At 66.4% G+C, this 15,226-nt stretch carries 20 protein-coding genes; 11 read left to right on the top strand and 9 right to left on the bottom strand.

What is annotated here, in order from left to right; translation table 11 throughout:
• Nucleotides 1-50 precede the first annotated feature (50 nt).
• The 3 genes from QM595_RS07375 to QM595_RS07365 form a co-directional block, all read right to left on the bottom strand.
• Nucleotides 51-1,565: a flavin-containing monooxygenase gene (locus QM595_RS07375; protein WP_415170892.1), complete on the bottom strand. Its 1,515-nt coding sequence runs from the start codon at nt 1,563-1,565 to the stop codon at nt 51-53.
• Nucleotides 1,566-1,591: 26 nt separating this feature from the next.
• A complete protein-coding gene (locus QM595_RS07370; protein WP_415170891.1) occupies nt 1,592-1,786 on the bottom strand; it encodes a hypothetical protein in 195 nt (64 codons plus the stop codon).
• Nucleotides 1,787-1,898: 112 nt separating this feature from the next.
• Nucleotides 1,899-3,044 (bottom strand): CaiB/BaiF CoA transferase family protein, encoded by a 1,146-nt coding sequence (locus QM595_RS07365; protein WP_415170890.1) that lies wholly within the window; start codon nt 3,042-3,044, stop codon nt 1,899-1,901.
• A gap of 196 nt (nt 3,045-3,240) precedes the next feature.
• Here QM595_RS07365 and QM595_RS07360 point away from each other — a divergent pair, with 196 nt between their 5' ends.
• Entirely contained in the window at nt 3,241-3,447 is a 207-nt protein-coding gene (locus tag QM595_RS07360; RefSeq protein WP_415170889.1) for a hypothetical protein, read from the top strand.
• A 240-nt stretch (nt 3,448-3,687) separates the two neighbouring features.
• Nucleotides 3,688-4,950 carry a hypothetical protein gene (locus tag QM595_RS07355; protein ID WP_415170888.1) on the top strand — a complete coding sequence of 421 codons (1,263 nt, stop codon included), beginning with the start codon at nt 3,688-3,690 and terminating at the stop codon, nt 4,948-4,950.
• Between the two features lie 4 nt (nt 4,951-4,954).
• On the opposite strand, the gene QM595_RS07350 is transcribed toward QM595_RS07355, so the two are convergent.
• Nucleotides 4,955-6,304 carry a GH1 family beta-glucosidase gene (locus QM595_RS07350; RefSeq protein ID WP_415170887.1) on the bottom strand — a complete coding sequence of 450 codons (1,350 nt, stop codon included), beginning with the start codon at nt 6,302-6,304 and terminating at the stop codon, nt 4,955-4,957.
• Between the two features lie 214 nt (nt 6,305-6,518).
• Here QM595_RS07350 and QM595_RS07345 point away from each other — a divergent pair, with 214 nt between their 5' ends.
• The 5 genes from QM595_RS07345 to QM595_RS07325 all read left to right on the top strand — a co-directional run bounded on the left by QM595_RS07345 (nt 6,519) and on the right by QM595_RS07325 (nt 8,248).
• Nucleotides 6,519-6,839 (top strand): hypothetical protein, encoded by a 321-nt coding sequence (locus tag QM595_RS07345; RefSeq protein WP_415170886.1) that lies wholly within the window; start codon nt 6,519-6,521, stop codon nt 6,837-6,839.
• 451 nt (nt 6,840-7,290) lie between these two features.
• Nucleotides 7,291-7,413, top strand: a complete 123-nt coding sequence (locus QM595_RS07340; protein WP_415170885.1) for a hypothetical protein — start codon at nt 7,291-7,293, stop codon at nt 7,411-7,413.
• 10 nt (nt 7,414-7,423) lie between these two features.
• Nucleotides 7,424-7,852 carry a hypothetical protein gene (locus tag QM595_RS07335; RefSeq protein WP_415170884.1) on the top strand — a complete coding sequence of 143 codons (429 nt, stop codon included), beginning with the start codon at nt 7,424-7,426 and terminating at the stop codon, nt 7,850-7,852.
• On the top strand, nt 7,849-7,971 hold the full coding sequence (locus tag QM595_RS07330) for a hypothetical protein (RefSeq protein WP_415170883.1): 123 nt from the start codon (nt 7,849-7,851) through the stop codon (nt 7,969-7,971). The genes QM595_RS07335 and QM595_RS07330 overlap by 4 nt, the downstream gene beginning before the upstream one ends.
• A 121-nt stretch (nt 7,972-8,092) precedes the next feature.
• Complete coding sequence (locus QM595_RS07325; protein ID WP_415170882.1) at nt 8,093-8,248, top strand: hypothetical protein; 156 nt, start codon at nt 8,093-8,095, stop codon at nt 8,246-8,248.
• A gap of 30 nt (nt 8,249-8,278) precedes the next feature.
• On the opposite strand, the gene QM595_RS07320 is transcribed toward QM595_RS07325, so the two are convergent.
• Nucleotides 8,279-8,647 carry a hypothetical protein gene (locus QM595_RS07320; RefSeq protein ID WP_415170881.1) on the bottom strand — a complete coding sequence of 123 codons (369 nt, stop codon included), beginning with the start codon at nt 8,645-8,647 and terminating at the stop codon, nt 8,279-8,281.
• Here QM595_RS07320 and QM595_RS07315 point away from each other — a divergent pair.
• The 4 genes from QM595_RS07315 to QM595_RS07300 all read left to right on the top strand — a co-directional run bounded on the left by QM595_RS07315 (nt 8,622) and on the right by QM595_RS07300 (nt 13,066).
• Nucleotides 8,622-10,346, top strand: a complete 1,725-nt coding sequence (locus QM595_RS07315; RefSeq protein ID WP_415170880.1) for a hypothetical protein — start codon at nt 8,622-8,624, stop codon at nt 10,344-10,346. The two genes, QM595_RS07320 and QM595_RS07315, sit on opposite strands and share 26 nt — an antisense overlap.
• Before the next feature lie 2 nt (nt 10,347-10,348).
• Complete coding sequence (locus tag QM595_RS07310; protein WP_415170879.1) at nt 10,349-10,606, top strand: hypothetical protein; 258 nt, start codon at nt 10,349-10,351, stop codon at nt 10,604-10,606.
• 371 nt (nt 10,607-10,977) lie between these two features.
• Nucleotides 10,978-11,838 (top strand): hypothetical protein, encoded by an 861-nt coding sequence (locus QM595_RS07305; RefSeq protein WP_415170878.1) that lies wholly within the window; start codon nt 10,978-10,980, stop codon nt 11,836-11,838.
• Complete coding sequence (locus tag QM595_RS07300; RefSeq protein ID WP_415170877.1) at nt 11,753-13,066, top strand: hypothetical protein; 1,314 nt, start codon at nt 11,753-11,755, stop codon at nt 13,064-13,066. The genes QM595_RS07305 and QM595_RS07300 overlap by 86 nt, the downstream gene beginning before the upstream one ends.
• On the opposite strand, the gene QM595_RS07295 is transcribed toward QM595_RS07300, so the two are convergent.
• The 4 genes from QM595_RS07295 to QM595_RS07280 all read right to left on the bottom strand — a co-directional run bounded on the left by QM595_RS07295 (nt 13,025) and on the right by QM595_RS07280 (nt 15,108).
• Complete coding sequence (locus tag QM595_RS07295; RefSeq protein WP_415170876.1) at nt 13,025-13,831, bottom strand: tyrosine-type recombinase/integrase; 807 nt, start codon at nt 13,829-13,831, stop codon at nt 13,025-13,027. The two genes, QM595_RS07300 and QM595_RS07295, sit on opposite strands and share 42 nt — an antisense overlap.
• On the bottom strand, nt 13,828-14,409 hold the full coding sequence (locus QM595_RS07290; protein WP_415170875.1) for a hypothetical protein: 582 nt from the start codon (nt 14,407-14,409) through the stop codon (nt 13,828-13,830). Before QM595_RS07290 ends, QM595_RS07295 begins: the two co-directional genes overlap by 4 nt.
• Nucleotides 14,406-14,750: a hypothetical protein gene (locus tag QM595_RS07285; RefSeq protein ID WP_415170874.1), complete on the bottom strand. Its 345-nt coding sequence runs from the start codon at nt 14,748-14,750 to the stop codon at nt 14,406-14,408. The genes QM595_RS07290 and QM595_RS07285 overlap by 4 nt, the downstream gene beginning before the upstream one ends.
• A 100-nt stretch (nt 14,751-14,850) precedes the next feature.
• Nucleotides 14,851-15,108: a hypothetical protein gene (locus tag QM595_RS07280; protein WP_415170873.1), complete on the bottom strand. Its 258-nt coding sequence runs from the start codon at nt 15,106-15,108 to the stop codon at nt 14,851-14,853.
• Nucleotides 15,109-15,226: the final 118 nt, after the last annotated feature.

Raw genomic sequence — 15,226 nt, 5'->3', positions numbered from 1 at the left:
CCCCCCAACCCTGGGGGGCGGGGCGCGGGGCCCCGGCCCCCACTGTGTTCTCAGCCGAAGACCAGGAGGCCGTCCTCGTGGTAGTCGCCCGGCTCGAGACGCCTCAGGTCCAGGAAGTAGTTCTGCTTCGCCTCGTACGGCCCGCTGTCGCCCTGTCGCGGCATCGACGGGGCACCGCGCAGCAGATAGCCGGACTTCATGTCCATCAGCGGGCGACTGCCCGGCACTGCGGGCTCCTCGACCCGCACCACGGTGTGGCCGTGCCGGTCCATGTCGGCGAGCAGCTTGCTGACCCACTCCGAGACCAGGTCGGCCTTGAGCGTCCAGGAGGCGTTGATATAGCCGATGGTGAAGGCGAAGTTGGGGATCTTGGTGAGCAGGGCGCCCTTGTAGGCGGTGGTCTCGCCGGGGTCGATCTCCTCGCCGTCGACGCTCAGGCTGGCGCCACCGAAGAGCTTGATGTTGAGGCCGGTGGCGCTGACGACGATGTCCGCCTCCAGTGTCTCCCCCGACTCCAGCTCGATGCCCTTGGCGGTGAAGCTGCGGATGTGGTCGGTGACGATGGTCGCCTTTCCTTCCCGGATCACCTTCCACATGTCGCCGTCGGGCACCGCGCACAGCCGCTGGTCCCACGGGTTGTAGGGCGGGGTGAGGTGCTGGTCGACGAAGGCGGTCGCCTCAGCTTTGGTGAAGCCCGGGCCGCCGTCACGCGCGGTCAACTGGCTGATCTGGTTGTCGCGGATGAACTTCTTCGCCAGTCGCGGCGCCCGCTGCGCGAAGAGGTAGAGCCCCAGGGAGAGGCCGATGTTCTCCCAGCGGATCGTCTCGTAGAAGGTCTTGCCGCGCAGCCTCTTGAAGGGCAGGTACGCCGTGAACGGCAGCTTCTTCAGGCCACCGGCGACCACATCCTTGCCGGGCCGGCTGATGATATAGGTCGGGGTCCGCTGCAGCATCGTCACCTGACCGGCGCCCGACTCGGCCAGCGCCGGCACCAGCGTCACGGCGGTGGCGCCGGAGCCGATGATGACCACCTTCTTTCCGGCGTAGTCGAGATCCTCGGGCCAGTGCTGCGGGTGGAGGAAGACGCCCTCGTAGTCCTCGACGCCGGGGAACCTCGGCTGGAAGCCCTGGTCGTAGTCGTAGTAACCCGAGCAGTTCCACAGGAACCGGGTGGTGATCTTCCGGTTGCGGCCGCCGACCTTGGCGGTCACCGTCCACAGCTCCTCGGTGCTGTCCCACGACGCGGCGCTGACCTGGTGGCCATAGCGGATGATCTCGTCGACGCCCTGCTCGGCCGCGACAGTGGTGAGGTAGTCCTTGATCAGGGGGCCGTCGGCCAGCGTCTGGTCGGACTCCCAGGGTCGCCACCGGAAGGCGAAGGTGAACATGTCGGAGTCGCTGCGGACGCCGGGGTAGCGGAACAGGTCCCAGGTGCCGCCGAGCGACTGGCGAGCCTCCAGGATCGCCACCTTCTTGTCGGGGTGGTCGCGCAGCAGGCTCGCCGCGGCGTCGATGCCGGAGAGCCCAGCGCCGATGATGAGTACGTCGAGGGGGTCGGTCGCCATGGTCACAACGTTACCCATTAGTAGGCTTACAAAGCCACGGGTTCTGTCAAGTCGCGCCAGCCGAGTCGCCGGGCCGCGTCCCTGTCGAAGGTCACGGTCTCGCTGACGCCGTACAGCTGGCTGGTGCCGTGGATGAGGGCCTCGCCGAAGTCGGCACCGTCATGGGCCAGGCCGATCGCCTCCACCACCGTCTCGCCGTCGTCGAACTCGAGCTGAGGCATCCTCACCAGCTCGTCGAGGACTTCCAGACACTCGGCCTTGGCCCATTCCTTTCGTTCGAGCAATTCCCCTTACTCAAGGCTAGGTCGGAAGGAATCAGTGCTCAAGCGAATTTCACGGCTGGACGGCGGCGCCCGCCTCGATGAGCGCGTCGACGTCGGCGATGCCCCAGGCGGCGAGCGCCTCGCGGGTGTGCTGGCCGGCGACCGCCGGGGGCGGGGTGGTCAGGGTGGCCGCCGTACGGCTGAAGCGGGGAGCCGGGGCAGGCTGGAGCACGCCGTCCTTCTCGACCAGGGTGCCGCGGGCCTTGAGGTGCGGGTGCTCGGCAGCCTCGGTCATCGTCAGCACCGGCGCCACGCAGGCGTCGGTGCCCTCGAAGATCTCGGCCCACTCGGCCATGGTCCTGGTCAGGAACGTCTCGGCGAGGAGCTTCCTGAGCTCGGCATGGCGGGCGATATCCCACTGGCCGGGCAGCTCGATGCCCAGCACGCCCTGCATGGTCGCCCAGAACTGCGGCTCGATCGGGCCAACCGCGAGGTGGCGGCCGTCGGCGGTCTCGTAGACGTCGTAGAACGGCATCCCGCCGTCGAGCAGCCCGGCAGCGCGGCGCTCGTGCATGATCCCCTCGGCCAGGTGCCCGTAGGCCATCGTCTGCAGGTGCGCGGTGCCGTCGACGATGGCGGCGTCGACGACCTGGCCCTGACCGCTGACCTTCGACTCCAGCAGCGCGGCGAGCAGACCGATGACGAGGTACGTCGACCCGCCGCCGAAGTCGCCGAGCAGGTTCGTCGGGAAGTGCGGCCGTACCGGGTCCTGGCCGAGCCCGAACAGCGCACCGGCGGTGGCGATATAGGTCATGTCGTGGCCGGCGGAGGAGGCGAGCGGGCCGTCCTGTCCCCAGCCGGTCATCCGGCCGTAGACCAGTCGCGGGTTGCGGGCCAGGCAGTCGGCGGGGCCGAGGCCGAGCCGCTCGGTCGCCCCCGGGCGGAGCCCCTCGATGAGGATGTCAGCCCCCTCCACGAGCCGCAGCACCGTCTCGACCGCCTCGGGTCGCTTGAGATCGAGCGCGACGCTGGGCCTGCCCCGGTTGGTCAGGTCGAGGGCGCCACCACCGAGCGCGGGACCGCCGGGGCGGTCGATCCTGATCACGTCCGCGCCGAGGTCGGCGAGGATGGTGCAGGCGTGCGGGCCGGGCCCGATTCCTGCCAGCTCGACGACCCTGACGCCCTTCAGCGGGCCCGTGCCCTGTCCTAGCTCCATGCCCCCGATCATGACAGCCCGCCGAGTCGGCAGAAGTGCGGGCCCTCAGACCGCCGAGTCGGCAGAAGTGCAGGCGTGGAGACCGCCGAGTCGGCAGAAGTGCAGGCGTGGAGACCCGTCTCCGCCGAAGCGGCTCGGTGCGTGGCTGGGACACGCCCCGAACAAGCGCGGCTGGCTCAAGCCGTTCGCCGGCGAGATGGCGACCAGACTGCAGGCGGCGCGTCACCTGGGGATCACCGACGCGGTGCACGCCGAGGGCGGTGCGATCGCGCTGCAGGCGCTGCCTCCGGGGCGCTACGGCTACACGCCGTTCTCGGTGTCGGCCTCGGCGACCAAGTCGCCGACCACCCCGTTCCGGCCGACTCATCGAGGTAGTGCCAGTCCCGGAAGGCCCGCGTGGTGAGTGGACCGCACCGCCAGGTCCGGAACGTGCCACGCACGGTAGTCCACCGGGTGTGTGCCGCTCCGAGCCGGCTCGCGATCTCTTCTCGTTCGGCCACGATGCGTGGTAAGCGAAAGCTACACGGGCCGGTGAATCGTTCCTGCTGGCCCAGAATTGTCGGTGGTGGTCGATATCTTGGTTGTTATGACTTCGACCTTTCCAGACGCCGCCGCTTTCGACGCGGCCGATGATCCTGGGAGCGTGCTCGAGGTCTTTCGCGACTCTCAGATTCAGGTACGGCGCCATGAGGCGTTGCAGATCGCGGCCGCCGCGAAGTATGCGTCCTTTCACGAGGTCGACGACTGGACCCGGGCCGCCTCGTTGCTCGACGGTGTGCCGGGTGGTGAGGGTGAGGTGCTGCTCGGTGGTGACGGCTGTGCCTATGTGACCGAGTTCGCGGTGGTCGAGTTCGCTGCGGCGACCGGGAGGTCGACCTCGTCGGGGCGGGTGTTCCTGGCCCAGGCCGTGGAGCTGGTCCACCGTCTCCCGTGTACGTGGGCGAGGGTGAAGGCCGGTCAGGTGGACGGCTGGCGGGCACGTCGCGTCGCCGAGGCCACCATGACGCTCCCCAGGGAGGCGGCCGCCTGGGTCGATGTCCATGTCTGCTCGCGGGTGGAGCGGGTCGGGGTCACCACCCTCGACCGGTTGATCGAGGAGGCATTAGCCCGCTTCGACCCCGAACAACTCATCGAGGACGAAGCCACCGACCTGGCCGAGCGCCGCGTCGAACTGGTCCGCACCACCACCGGCCGCGCCGCCACCACGAGAGTGGAGGCGGTCCTGGACACCACCGACGCCCTGGACCTCGATGCCGTGCTGGATGACATTGCCGACCAGCTCGCCGCCTGCGACGGCCTGGCCGAGACCAAGCCGGTCCGCCGGGCCCGTGCCCTGGGCATGTTGGCGCGCGGTGAGGTCGGCTTCGGCCCACGCGAGACCGACCAGGCGGTGCACGTCCAGCCACGTCGGATCGACCTCCGAGTGCGGGTGGCCGAGGGCGAGACCCACGCGATCGTGCACTCCCTGACCGGCCAGCACCTGGGCATGGTCACCATCGACCACCTCCGCGCCTGGTGCGCCCACAGCCACGTCACCGTCCGGCCCGTCCTCGACCTGACCGCCGAGGCAGTCACAGCAAGCCGATACGCATCGGACATCATCCGCGAGCAGGCCATCGAGACCGCCCGCAAATGTGTCTTCCCCTTCTGTGAGCGTCCCGCCGAGGCCTGCGACCTGGATCACGCCAAGGAATGGCAAGAACACGGCCCGCCCGGCCAAACCCGGACTGGCAATATCGCTCCGTTATGCCGACAACACCACCGCGTGAAAACCCACGGCACAGGGTGGTCCTATTTCCAGCTCGCGTCGGGTGAATATCTGTGGACCAGCCGCCACGGCTACCGATTCCACACCACCCAATATGGCACCAGGGAAATCACGAATCCGGACGGCGACCCAGGCTAGGCACTCAGAGAGAGCGGTGGGCGGCGATCAGGTCGGCGTACCACTGGAACGACGCCTTGGGGGTGCGCCGCCGGGTGTCGCGGTCGACATGCACCAGGCCATAGGGCGTGGTGTAGCCGGCCGCCCACTCGAAGGAGTCGAGGAAGGCCCACACGTAGTAGCCGCGCACGTCCACGCCGCGGTTGATCGCCGCCGAGACGGCCTCCAGGTGCGCCCCGAGGTAGGCGATCCGGTCCTGGTCGTCGACGAAGCCGGTGGCGTCGGGCACGTCGGCCCACGACGAGCCCGACTCGGTGATCACCAGCGGGGGCAGGCCGGCCCGGAACCGTGCCCGGGTGAGGATCAGCCACTCGCGGAGCGCGTGCGGCACGACCGACCAGCCGGAGGCGGTCTGCTGGTGTCCCACCAGCGGGACGAGCCGGAACGGCATCTCCGCGTCCTCGTCGTCGACGGCGGCGATCCGCATCGGGCTGTAGTAGTTGACGCCGTAGAAGTCGAGCGGCTGCCGAATCGTCGCCATGTCGCCCTCCTGGATCACCTCCTCCATCAGCGGCTGCAGGTCGACGGGGTAGTGACCCAGCAGCATCGGCTCGAGATACATGCCGTTCCAGATGGCGTCGAAGAGCTTGGTCGCCCCGACATCGGCGGCGTCCTCCGAGGCGGGCCACATCGGAGAGTGGTTGTTGGCGCAGCCCACGCTGGTCGCGCCGGCACGGCGCAGCTCGATGACCGCCCGGCCGTGCGCGACCAGGAGCTGGTGGGCGACGGGCAGGCAGTCGAAGAGCATCCGCCGGCCGGGGGCGTGCTGGCCGAGCCCGTAGGCGAGGGTGGTGATCGCGCCCGGCTCGTTGATCGGCACCCAGTGCGCGACCCGGTCGCCGAACCGCTCACCGGCCAGCGCGGCGTACTCCGCGAAGGCGTCGATGGTGGCGCGGTTGAGCCAGCCGCCGTCCTCCTCCAAGGCCTGCGGCAGGTCCCAGTGGTGGAGGGTGACCAGCGGCTCAACGCCGGCCTCGAGCACGGTGTCGAGGAGACGGTCGTAGAAGTCGACGCCCTTGGCGTTGACCTCACCGCGGCCCTTGGGCAGCAGCCGCGGCCACGACAGCGAGAGCCGGTAGCCGCCGACGCCCAGCCGCTTCAGCAGCCCGACGTCCTCCGCGACCCGGTGGTAGTGGTCGGCCGCGACCCGGGCGTCGGAGCCATCCACGATGTGGCCGGGCTCGGCGGTGAAACGGTCCCAGATCGACTCACCGCGGCCGTCCTCGTCGACGGCGCCCTCGACCTGGAACGCCGAGGTCCCCACTCCGAAGACGAAACCGGGCGGCAGCTGAGGCAGGGACACGGCGACAATCATGACCGTGACTGTGACAATCCGCCGGGGAACGTCCCGTTTTCTCGGCTGATCGGGTCAGGTTCGGCGCTCGTTCCGCTGGCGGACAGGCCAAAAGTTAGGTAAGAACCAGCCCTTCGGCAGTCGCCTCGTCTCGCCAGATTGCAACGGAACGCGCTCCGGTCCATCACGGGAAGCCGCGCTGACAAGGATCAGGTTGCCCGAAAGGGGCGTCAGCATGGCGGTACAGATGGTTGTCGGCAAGGTCGTCGGTGTGCAGGAGCGGCTTGCGGGTCGCGATGGTGGCCGACAGTGGACAGAGACGCTGATCGCGTTCCCCTCGCGGAACGTTACGGCTCCTCCGATTGTCGTCGCTTGCGGTGATCGGTTCGAAGGTGCGATTCCTGTCGCTGGCGAGGTCGTGGCCGTCGAGGTCTCCCCGCGTGCCTATGCGCAGACAGGGCCCAACGGTATGCCTACCGGTCGCGCCGGTTATGCGCTGTCTGGCTGGCGGCGTCTCCCTGAGGTCGAGGCTGCGCTCAAGGGTGCGGTCGAGTGATCACGCTCGGTCCTTCGCTTGACGGTACGGCGCTGGTTGGTACGTGTACCCGCTGTCCGATGAAGGGCGGTCGGCCTCGTCAGTTCCGGCTGCAGTTCATGGGTGACGTTGAGTCTCTTCTCGTTCGCCAGTGGGCGGAGCGTCACGAGGCTGAGCACGATGTCGAGACGGAGGCGCTCCGACTGGTCGTATCGGTGCTCGGCGGTGTCCTCGTGGAGGAGAAGGTTCGTCGCAGACGGCTTCTCCCTGTCGGCGGCCGGGGTGGTGACTGTGAGTGAGCGTCCTGACTTCTACCGGCCTCGGCACCGGCGCAAGGTCGGGCGTCGTCACTGGCGTCACGAGCGACGATCCTACCGAGACGCCGTCGCCGTCGCCTTCGGAGACTCCTACGGAGAGTTCGACCGAGACGGCGACAACGACGACTTGCGGGACGGTCGGGACGCCGTGCTACGTGACGGTGATCGAGGATGTTCCGTTGACGACGGAGGACTTTCCCGACGAGCTGTGGGTGGGGTGCGCGTTGGTCTTGTTTTTCCTCGCGGCGGTGCTGGCGGCACAGCTGCGCCGGCCGTAGGGGGTGCCTGGTGGACTCGCTGAAGCATTGGGGGGTTGCGGCGTTTATCTTCGTCTCTGCGTGCTTCCTGGTGTTGTTCCTGGGCGGGCTCGCCTCGGCCTGGATCGAGGTCGAGCGGGAGAAGAAGGCGGGCAAGGTCCCGTCTCGTCCGGCGTGGGAGGGGCGCTCGAAGCGTAGAGCTGTCCCGTGGCGGGAACGGCTTCGTGCGCGGTGGTGGGAGGCTCGTTATCCGGGCACGCGGATGTGTTGGTGCTGCCGTGGCGTCCTGGCTGAGTTCGTTGCGCTCGATGGTGGCACGGGTGTCGCGTCGGTGGCTGGCGTTGGTTGTGCGGCCTGGGAGGTTGGCGACCCGCTGGCCGTGCTTCGCCACGATGCCGCCGGTGGCTATGCCCGTACGCCGTTTAAACGCGGCGAGTCCGACAAGGCAGAGTTGTCATGACTGAGGCACAGGCTCATGAGTTCGGCTGGGTGGTCGCTGGTCCCGTGGTCGGCTTCGTGATGCTCGTCGCGGTGGTCCTGCTCGGGCTTGCACTGCTGCATGAATTGAGCCGCTGGTGACTCCGGACGCGGTGAATGCGCTGGTGGCCTCGTGCGTGTCCGCTGGCTTGGTTGTGGGCGCCGTGGTGGCGCTCGTCAACAGTTGGAAACCGTGAGTGGGATGGAGAGGAGGTAAACCCTTATGACCGCAACTCCTGCCGACGAAGTCGGCACGTTCATCAGCGACGGCGTGGACACCGCCAAGGAGGTCATCAGCGACAACATGCCGCTGGTCTTCGGTGTGGCGATCGCGTTCGTGGCCTGGAACATCGGGCGTCGCGTGCTCGGCAAGATCTGAGCACAGTCCGGCTCGGGGGTGGCCCGTCGTCTACTCGACCCGACGACGGGCCACGTCTCCGGACTCTGCAAGGTCGAGCACGGCGGTCCGAAGGCGAGTCACGTCCGCATGTAGTTGTGTCATTCGCGTCACGTAATCGTGCTCGTTGATTGGTATTCGGATGCTCGCGCGGACTTCTCGATAGATCGCGTCCTCGTAGTCGCTGAGCACGCGCAGAGCGTGTGATGCGTCTGACGGCAGTGGTGCGGGCGTGTGGTCGGCGAGGGCGTTTTCGCGGAAGCGCGTCAGGCTCCGTCGTACTGCTCGCGCTCCGCGCTGTACGCCGATCACGTATCCAAGCCATACGCAGATGGTTGCGAAGGAGATGATTAGGATGATCGCCAAAGTGTCGTCGCTCATGCGCCGCAGACTAGCTGCCATTCTGGTAGCTGTCTTGGTTTCGCTCGCGATCGTGGTGGCTGGTCCGGCCAGGCCTGCTGCGGCGCTTGCTATCCCGCCGGTTATCCGGGCTGGGTCGATGTTCGCTGGCGGCAAGGTCGCACAGTCCGTCGCGACGACGGCACTCTGCGCGTCCGGCGTGGGCACAGTCGCATGTGCGGCGTTCGGCATTGCCGGTATAGCGTGGACGGCTTACGATACGCGTGACCTTTGGATGCCGTGGGTTAAGGCTTTAGTGAATAGCGGCAGCGAGGAGCAGGCCGGGACTGTCACGTATTTGCAGTCGATTGGTGAGGCGTCATATGACGTGACGACGAGGATATTGACTGTTTCGGCGTTGACGGCCACGACGAATTCGACGAGCGCCCGGACGTATACCCTCGCAGCGCGTTCCGGATATCAGTGTTCGAATGTCGGCGGCGGCACGTCCATTGGCTTCGCGACCACTGTCCTTGGGTCGGTGACGGTCGCGGCTGGTGCTGGCGGTGCCACGTATTGGGTGAGTGGGTCGAATACGGTGTGTTCGTCGGATTATCCTTACCTTGACTGGGTCAAGATCGGGATTTCGTATGATAACTCGTCTACGTATATTCTGTGGTCGCCTCCGGTTTCTGATGCTCAATGGGCGACTGAGACGACGGTGACGTGTGTCGATGCGCTGGGTGCTGAGCATGTTTTGACGGCGACTGACTCGGGGGATTCGGGCGGTTTTACGATGCCGTCTTGTCAAGCGCATGGCTGGATTCCTCAAGAGGTGACGGTGGTTGGGCCGGACGGGACGTTGCTCGACGTGACATTTCCCAGCGAGGCCGACACTTATCCGGACTGCTTTACCGTCACGGGCGATAGTGTCCAGCTGGAATGTGTTACGACAGTGTGGGTCAATGGTCTTGAGTGCAATGACCCCGATGTTGCGCCGAAGCATTGTGAGGACTGGGCTTCGTGGTATGTCTCCCATCCGGCTCAAGTCAAGTGCAAATTCGGGTCCTACGTAGTACTAATTGGGACGTGTGATCCTCTTGAGAATGCGTTCGTGTGGAATCCGACTACGGGCACTGTTGACACGTTGAATCAGTATGTCGTTGATACGGGTACGTCGTTGGAGGTGCAGTCGGATGTGGATGGGGATGGGGAGCCTGATGCTGACTCTGAGACGTCTACTGGTACGTCGGTGATTCCGGAGAGTGGTACGAATCCGTCTACGACTACGGGTACGGTGGTGGGGTCTGATCCTGATTCGTCGGATTGTTGGGGTGAGGGGTGGTCGTGGAATCCTGTGTCCTGGGTTTATGTGCCGACCAAGTGTGCGTTGAAGTGGGCGTTCGTGCCTCAGACTTCGTTGCAGACCAGGGTTGAGGCTATTCAGGGTTCGTATACAACTAAGCCGCCTTTCTCGTGGCTTAGCGCTCTTGGTCCTCCGTCCGGGAGTTTGGCGAGCCCGTGTCCGGACTGGGAGGTCACTATCCCTGGTGGTGGTGACGGGCTGGATGCGGGGAAGAACGTGGTGTGTGGTTCGTCGTTCACGGGTGCGATTGCGGCTGCTCGGCCGTGGCTTGCGGCGGGGCTGGTGGCGTTGGCGGTGACGCCGTTCCTTCGGTCTCTGGCGTATGCGGCGGTGCCGATCTTTAAGCCGACTCCGACGAGCGGAAGGAGTGACTAGTCGTGATTGTCGAATGGTTGATGGATGTGTTGCAGGCGGGCCTGCTTTGGGTGGCGAGCCTGCTTCCTGAGGACCCGTGGACGGTTTATGAGTCGTGGTCGCTGGTGCTGGCTCATATGGCTGACCTTAATTACTACCTGCCGATATCTGAGCTGTTCGCGTTTACTATCGGTGCGTTCGTCGTTTTTCCTGCCTTCGCCGGTGTTTCGCTTGTGTTGTGGCTGGTTGGTTTGATTCGGGGGGCGTCGGTCCGTGGCTGAGACTTTGACTGATCTGGTTGTCGTGGGGTTCGTGGCGGTCGGTGGCTACGTGGGGCGGCATGTCGTTCTGTTCGTGTTGCGTCGGATGGGTGGGCTTGGCTGATGTGGATGGCGGCGGGTGCTGTGTGGGCTGTGGCGATGATCGCCCGTTTCCGGCGGAAGCGTCGTTTAAACGGCCATGTGTCGGGTGTGGAGGGCTCTGCTCGTGATCTTGGGCGTGGTGGGTTCTGATGGGCCGTCACGTCGCCGGGACGGGCGGCGGTGACGCCGCGCCGGCGGCGGAGCCGTCCGACCGCCCGCAAGCACGAAGTGCGTGGACGGACGGATCGGCTCCGCCGCCGGTCCGGGTCGCTCCGATCCGCTCCCGTCGAGTGCGTCGCGGCTTCCCTATCCACGCCTACATCGGTGCCAATGGCGGTGGTAAGAGCCTTGCGGCCGTCTATGACACGTTGCCCACTCTCGCGGCTGGTCGGCCTGTGCTCTCTACGGTCCGTATTCTCGATCCGGCCACGGGTGAGCCTCATCCGCTGTGGCAGCCGTTGGACGACTATCGGACCTTGCTTGAGGCTGAGTTCTGCGACGTGATCCTTGACGAGGTCACCGGCGTGGCGTCGTCTCGTGAGAGTGCGGGGATGCCTGCCGCTGTCGCCAATCATCTGGTACAGCTTCGGCGTCGCGACATCGCGTTGCGGTGGACGGCGCCGTCCTGGAAGCGTGCCGACACGATCATCCGTGAGTGCTCTCAAGGCGTGACTCTGTGCATGGGTTTCGTGCCTGAGCCGGTCAAGGACAAGGGCGGTGACAGGCTGTGGCGCTCGCGCCGTCTTTTCTACTGGCGCACCTATGACGCGGCCACCTTCGATGAGTGGACGACGTTCAAGAAGGAGAAGATCAAGCCGGTTGCCCGTCAGCTGATGTGGAGACCGGGCTCGATGGCCGAAGCCGCCTACGACACGTTCGACGCCGTGCTTTCGCTAGGCGTTGTCACTGATGCGGGGACGTGCATGGAGTGCGGCGGACATAGGCGGCGGGCTTCCTGTACGTGTGAGCCGCGCAAGACGGAATCCCGACAACGCCGCATTGTCGGCGATTCGACGGTCACTGATCCGCTGACGATAGTGATCCCTGAGACTGATGACACGCCGAGTGTGGCTGTCGAACTTCCTGTGTTGGCTGATGGTGGCGTCCTTCCTGTGGTCGAGCGGGACGGGGCCGAGGTTGCCAGCGGATAGCGGACATCACGACGGGCCGGCCACGGCGACGGTTGTAGACCACAAGCCACTTGCCGACACGACGCCGGTCGGTGACGGCTTCGGTATTGACCGGCTGTCGTTGTCGGTGCCAGTGGCGGCGGTGGCGGCTGAAGATCACTGGTGGACCTCGCGCGCGGTGACGGCGGGCAGGCGGTCGATGTCGGCGGTGCTGCGCGGCGTCGACCCCGACCATGCCGTGGTCGTCCATCAGGCCGACCGGACACCGGCCCGTGACGGCGACGCCGTGGCGCCCAGGCGCGGACCGGAGTCGCGACAGGCTCGCGACGACGAGTCGGGCGCTGCTGTGATGGTCGGCGTCATGGAGATGCCTCAGGGCGGCTACTGGGCCAAGATCGAGGCGAACCCGTCGCGTCTGCTCGACCCGGCTGGCTGCTCGCTGTGCCCTATCGAGGCCGTGCCTGAGGTGGTTGACTGGCTGTGGGCGACGCTGCGCGAGTGGGTCGAGCCGTCGTGCGAGGTGCATGAGGCGAAGGTCAAGCGTCTCGACCTGGCTCGCGACTTTGAGGACGTTTCGATGCCTGCCGCCTACGTTCGTGGTCTCCTCAACGAGCGCCGGCCGTACGCTCGCCGCTCCTTCGTCTACAACGACCCGGCCCGTGGCGCAGCCGAAACCCTCTTCGTTGGATCGGGCTCGGGCGGCGTCCGCCTCTACGATCAGCACGCCGCTTATGCCGAGAAGGGCGCACGAGAGGGCTCGGTCCGCTGGGAGGCAGAGCTCCGTTCCGGCTGGCTCGAAAGACAGAGCCTCTACACGGTGGAAGACCTCTACTCGCCCGACCTGCTCCACTCCATCGCCTGGGATCGCTGGGACTGGTCCCGCATGGGCGTGGCCGTCACCGGCACGGCTAACGTCGCGCAGCTGGTCGCCCGTCTCCCGCGCGAGGGCCTGCTTGCTTCGCCGGGCGGTCGTCCGTCCTGGGCGAAGGCTGACCGCCTGCTCGGGATGCTCGTCCGTGAGGCCTTCGGCGTTCCTGGTGAGGCATCAAAGAACACGGTGACGGAGTATCGGCGCATGAAGCGCGCGCTCGGCGTGCTTCCGACTATCGATCTCTTCCAGGCAGACGGGCTCTCGGTCTCGACCATGGCGCGTCTCGACTTCGCGACGGGCCGGGAGGTCGTCGCCGCATGGCGTGGTGATGGGTGTTTAAACGCCAGTTGGGACGATGGCGGAGACGGCGGCTCGTAGGTCCTCGTCCGGGATGAGCGTGTAGATCGCCGTCGTGGCGGGCGATTGGTGCCCGAGCAGTTCCTGCACGGCACGGATGTCCTTCGTTGCGGCGTAGGCCCTGGTCGCTGCCCGGTGCCGCAACTTGTGCGCCGACCAGCCCTCCGGCAGGAGTTCCGCCAGGTGTTCCGCGACGGACGGCGCGCGCATGTGCTCGCCTTTGTTGACCGGCGATGGGTACAGCCACCCTGCCGGTAGGTACGGGCGCGCCTGGTCGGGCACGGGCACGATCCGCACGTTTCCTCCCTTTCCGAGCACGCGTAGGGTTAGGCCGTCAGACGTCTCCTCGAAGTGATCGCGATGGACGCGCGATACTTCACCGGCTCGCAGCCCGCACACGCCGGTCAGGATCAGTGCCAGCCGGTCGCAGTCTCGACAGGTCGCGGCGACGGCGGCGAAGTAGAGCGGCTCCGGGATCGGACGCGGCCGGTTCCGGGGCACTCGCACGACCGGCAGCGCGTACGCCGGGTTCGTCGCGGTGTGTCCCGTTGCGGCTGTCCATCCGTAGAATGCTCGTAGGCTCGCCCGGAACGTCTGCCGGGTGGCGGGCTTCCACTCCTGACCTGCCAGGTAGCTCACGAGGTCGCCCGTCGTGACGGCGCAAAGGTCTGGATAGGCGCACGCTACCCGTCTGATGTGCCGCGTTCGTAGGCGGATCGTTGTGTCCGGGAAGCCGCCCGCACGCAGATAGGTTCGCCACTCGCCGATCAGGGGATGCTCGCTCACTCCCTGTTCTCCTGTGGCTCGGGAGCCTCGACCGTCATCGGTGTTTTGCACAGCGGGCAGATCGGCGCACCACGTTCGGCCTGCTTGCCCGACAGTCGCACGATGTAGGCCTCCTCGGTGCACTCGCAGACCGCCTTCAGCATCCGCGTCGTCTGCTTCTTGCGCGTCTCCATCGACACGCGCGCGTGCGGGTAGTCGCCTAGGTCCGCATACAGCGCGGCCAGCCGCTCTTTGAGGGCGTCCCCCTCCGGGGTTGTCGTCCACGGCGACGTGAACCCGAGCGCTTCGGCCGCCTTGACGAACTGTCCTCGGTGCCCCGTGTCCGGCGGGGTCGCTGCATGGATCAGTTCATGTAGCAACGTTCCGAGTACGGGGATGGCGCCCGTTAGGCTTGGGTGAATGAAGATCGCCGGAACTTTGTCCGCCGTACCTCTGTGGCACTCGCCTACGACCTTTCGAGGGTTCCCCAGCGGCCAACCTGCTGAGACTCGGACGTCCTTGAGCGGGAATCCCGCAGCTGCAAGCCACGGTCGCATCGCCTCCGTGGCCGCGAGCAGCCACTCCTCCCGCGTGCTCACGCGTCTTCCTGCATGTCGAACAGGGGCGTCTCGCGCTCGGCCACGTCACTGACAACAGAGCCTTGTCGGCCAAATGCTTGGCGTGCTGCCTGTCGACTGATCCCGAGTACGCGCCCGATACCGGTCCACGAGTACGCCGACCCGCCGTACTCGGTTGAGGCGTGCCCGTGTAGAGCACGCGCGGCGTCGATGGTCGCCGCGTCGATCGCGGACTGCATCGCCCGTAGGGCAACGAGTGCCTCCAGGTCCCCTTCGGCTGCCCTCTTGACCATCGCTCGCGCGACCCGGCCTACGAACGGAACCATGTCCGGCGACTCACGCTCCCGCTTCCGGCGGCTCATCGGCCTGTCTCCATCGCCTCGATGAGGTCGAGCGTGAGTAGGTTGGCGTCCGCCATGTCGCAGCACAGACAGATCGGTGGCAGGTCCTCGATGGTCGGGGTCATCGCCTCGTCCTCTCGTTGTCGGCCTGCTCGCGTAGATCGCGGGTGTACTCGGCGATGGCGTTGAGGATCGCGGAGCTCACCCATCCGGCTCTAAAGGCGTCCTTCGTCCAGTCACTCGCCTCGTACTCTTCCGCTTCTGCGGTCAGGGTGTCGATCCCGGCGACCGCGTCGTGCTGGTGGGGCTGCTCTTGCGCGAATGCGCGGAGGGTGTCGATCGCGTTCTGCAGTTCCTTGGCGGTCACCATGCGGCTCATCGGTTCACCACGACCGGGGCGTCATGGTCAAGGGTGGCGCTGCCAGTGCGCCACTCGCTGGTGACGCCGAATTCGTCGCGGACGGGCGTGACGCGGAACTTGATGTGGAGGGTGATCT

This window comes from Nocardioides sp. (assembly GCF_047607185.1).
In the GTDB taxonomy this organism is placed as follows: domain Bacteria; phylum Actinomycetota; class Actinomycetes; order Propionibacteriales; family Nocardioidaceae; genus Nocardioides.
This window is presented reverse-complemented; position numbering and strand designations above follow the sequence as displayed.

Excerpts from the sequence above, each read along its gene's own strand:
- QM595_RS07375 (WP_415170892.1), bottom strand. The coding sequence starts at position 1,565 with ATGGCGACCGACCCCCTCGACGTACTCATCATCGGCGCTGGGCTCTCC.
- QM595_RS07370 (WP_415170891.1), bottom strand. The coding sequence starts at position 1,786 with ATGCCTCAGCTCGAGTTCGACGACGGCGAGACGGTGGTGGAGGCGATC.
- QM595_RS07365 (WP_415170890.1), bottom strand. The coding sequence starts at position 3,044 with ATGGAGCTAGGACAGGGCACGGGCCCGCTGAAGGGCGTCAGGGTCGTC.
- QM595_RS07360 (WP_415170889.1), top strand. The coding sequence starts at position 3,241 with ATGGCGACCAGACTGCAGGCGGCGCGTCACCTGGGGATCACCGACGCG.
- QM595_RS07350 (WP_415170887.1), bottom strand. The coding sequence starts at position 6,304 with ATGATTGTCGCCGTGTCCCTGCCTCAGCTGCCGCCCGGTTTCGTCTTC.
- QM595_RS07345 (WP_415170886.1), top strand. The coding sequence starts at position 6,519 with ATGGCGGTACAGATGGTTGTCGGCAAGGTCGTCGGTGTGCAGGAGCGG.
- QM595_RS07330 (WP_415170883.1), top strand. The coding sequence starts at position 7,849 with ATGACTGAGGCACAGGCTCATGAGTTCGGCTGGGTGGTCGCTGGTCCC.
- QM595_RS07325 (WP_415170882.1), top strand. The coding sequence starts at position 8,093 with ATGACCGCAACTCCTGCCGACGAAGTCGGCACGTTCATCAGCGACGGC.
- QM595_RS07315 (WP_415170880.1), top strand. The coding sequence starts at position 8,622 with ATGATCGCCAAAGTGTCGTCGCTCATGCGCCGCAGACTAGCTGCCATT.
- QM595_RS07320 (WP_415170881.1), bottom strand. The coding sequence starts at position 8,647 with ATGAGCGACGACACTTTGGCGATCATCCTAATCATCTCCTTCGCAACC.
- QM595_RS07285 (WP_415170874.1), bottom strand. The coding sequence starts at position 14,750 with ATGAGCCGCCGGAAGCGGGAGCGTGAGTCGCCGGACATGGTTCCGTTC.
- QM595_RS07280 (WP_415170873.1), bottom strand. The coding sequence starts at position 15,108 with ATGAGCCGCATGGTGACCGCCAAGGAACTGCAGAACGCGATCGACACC.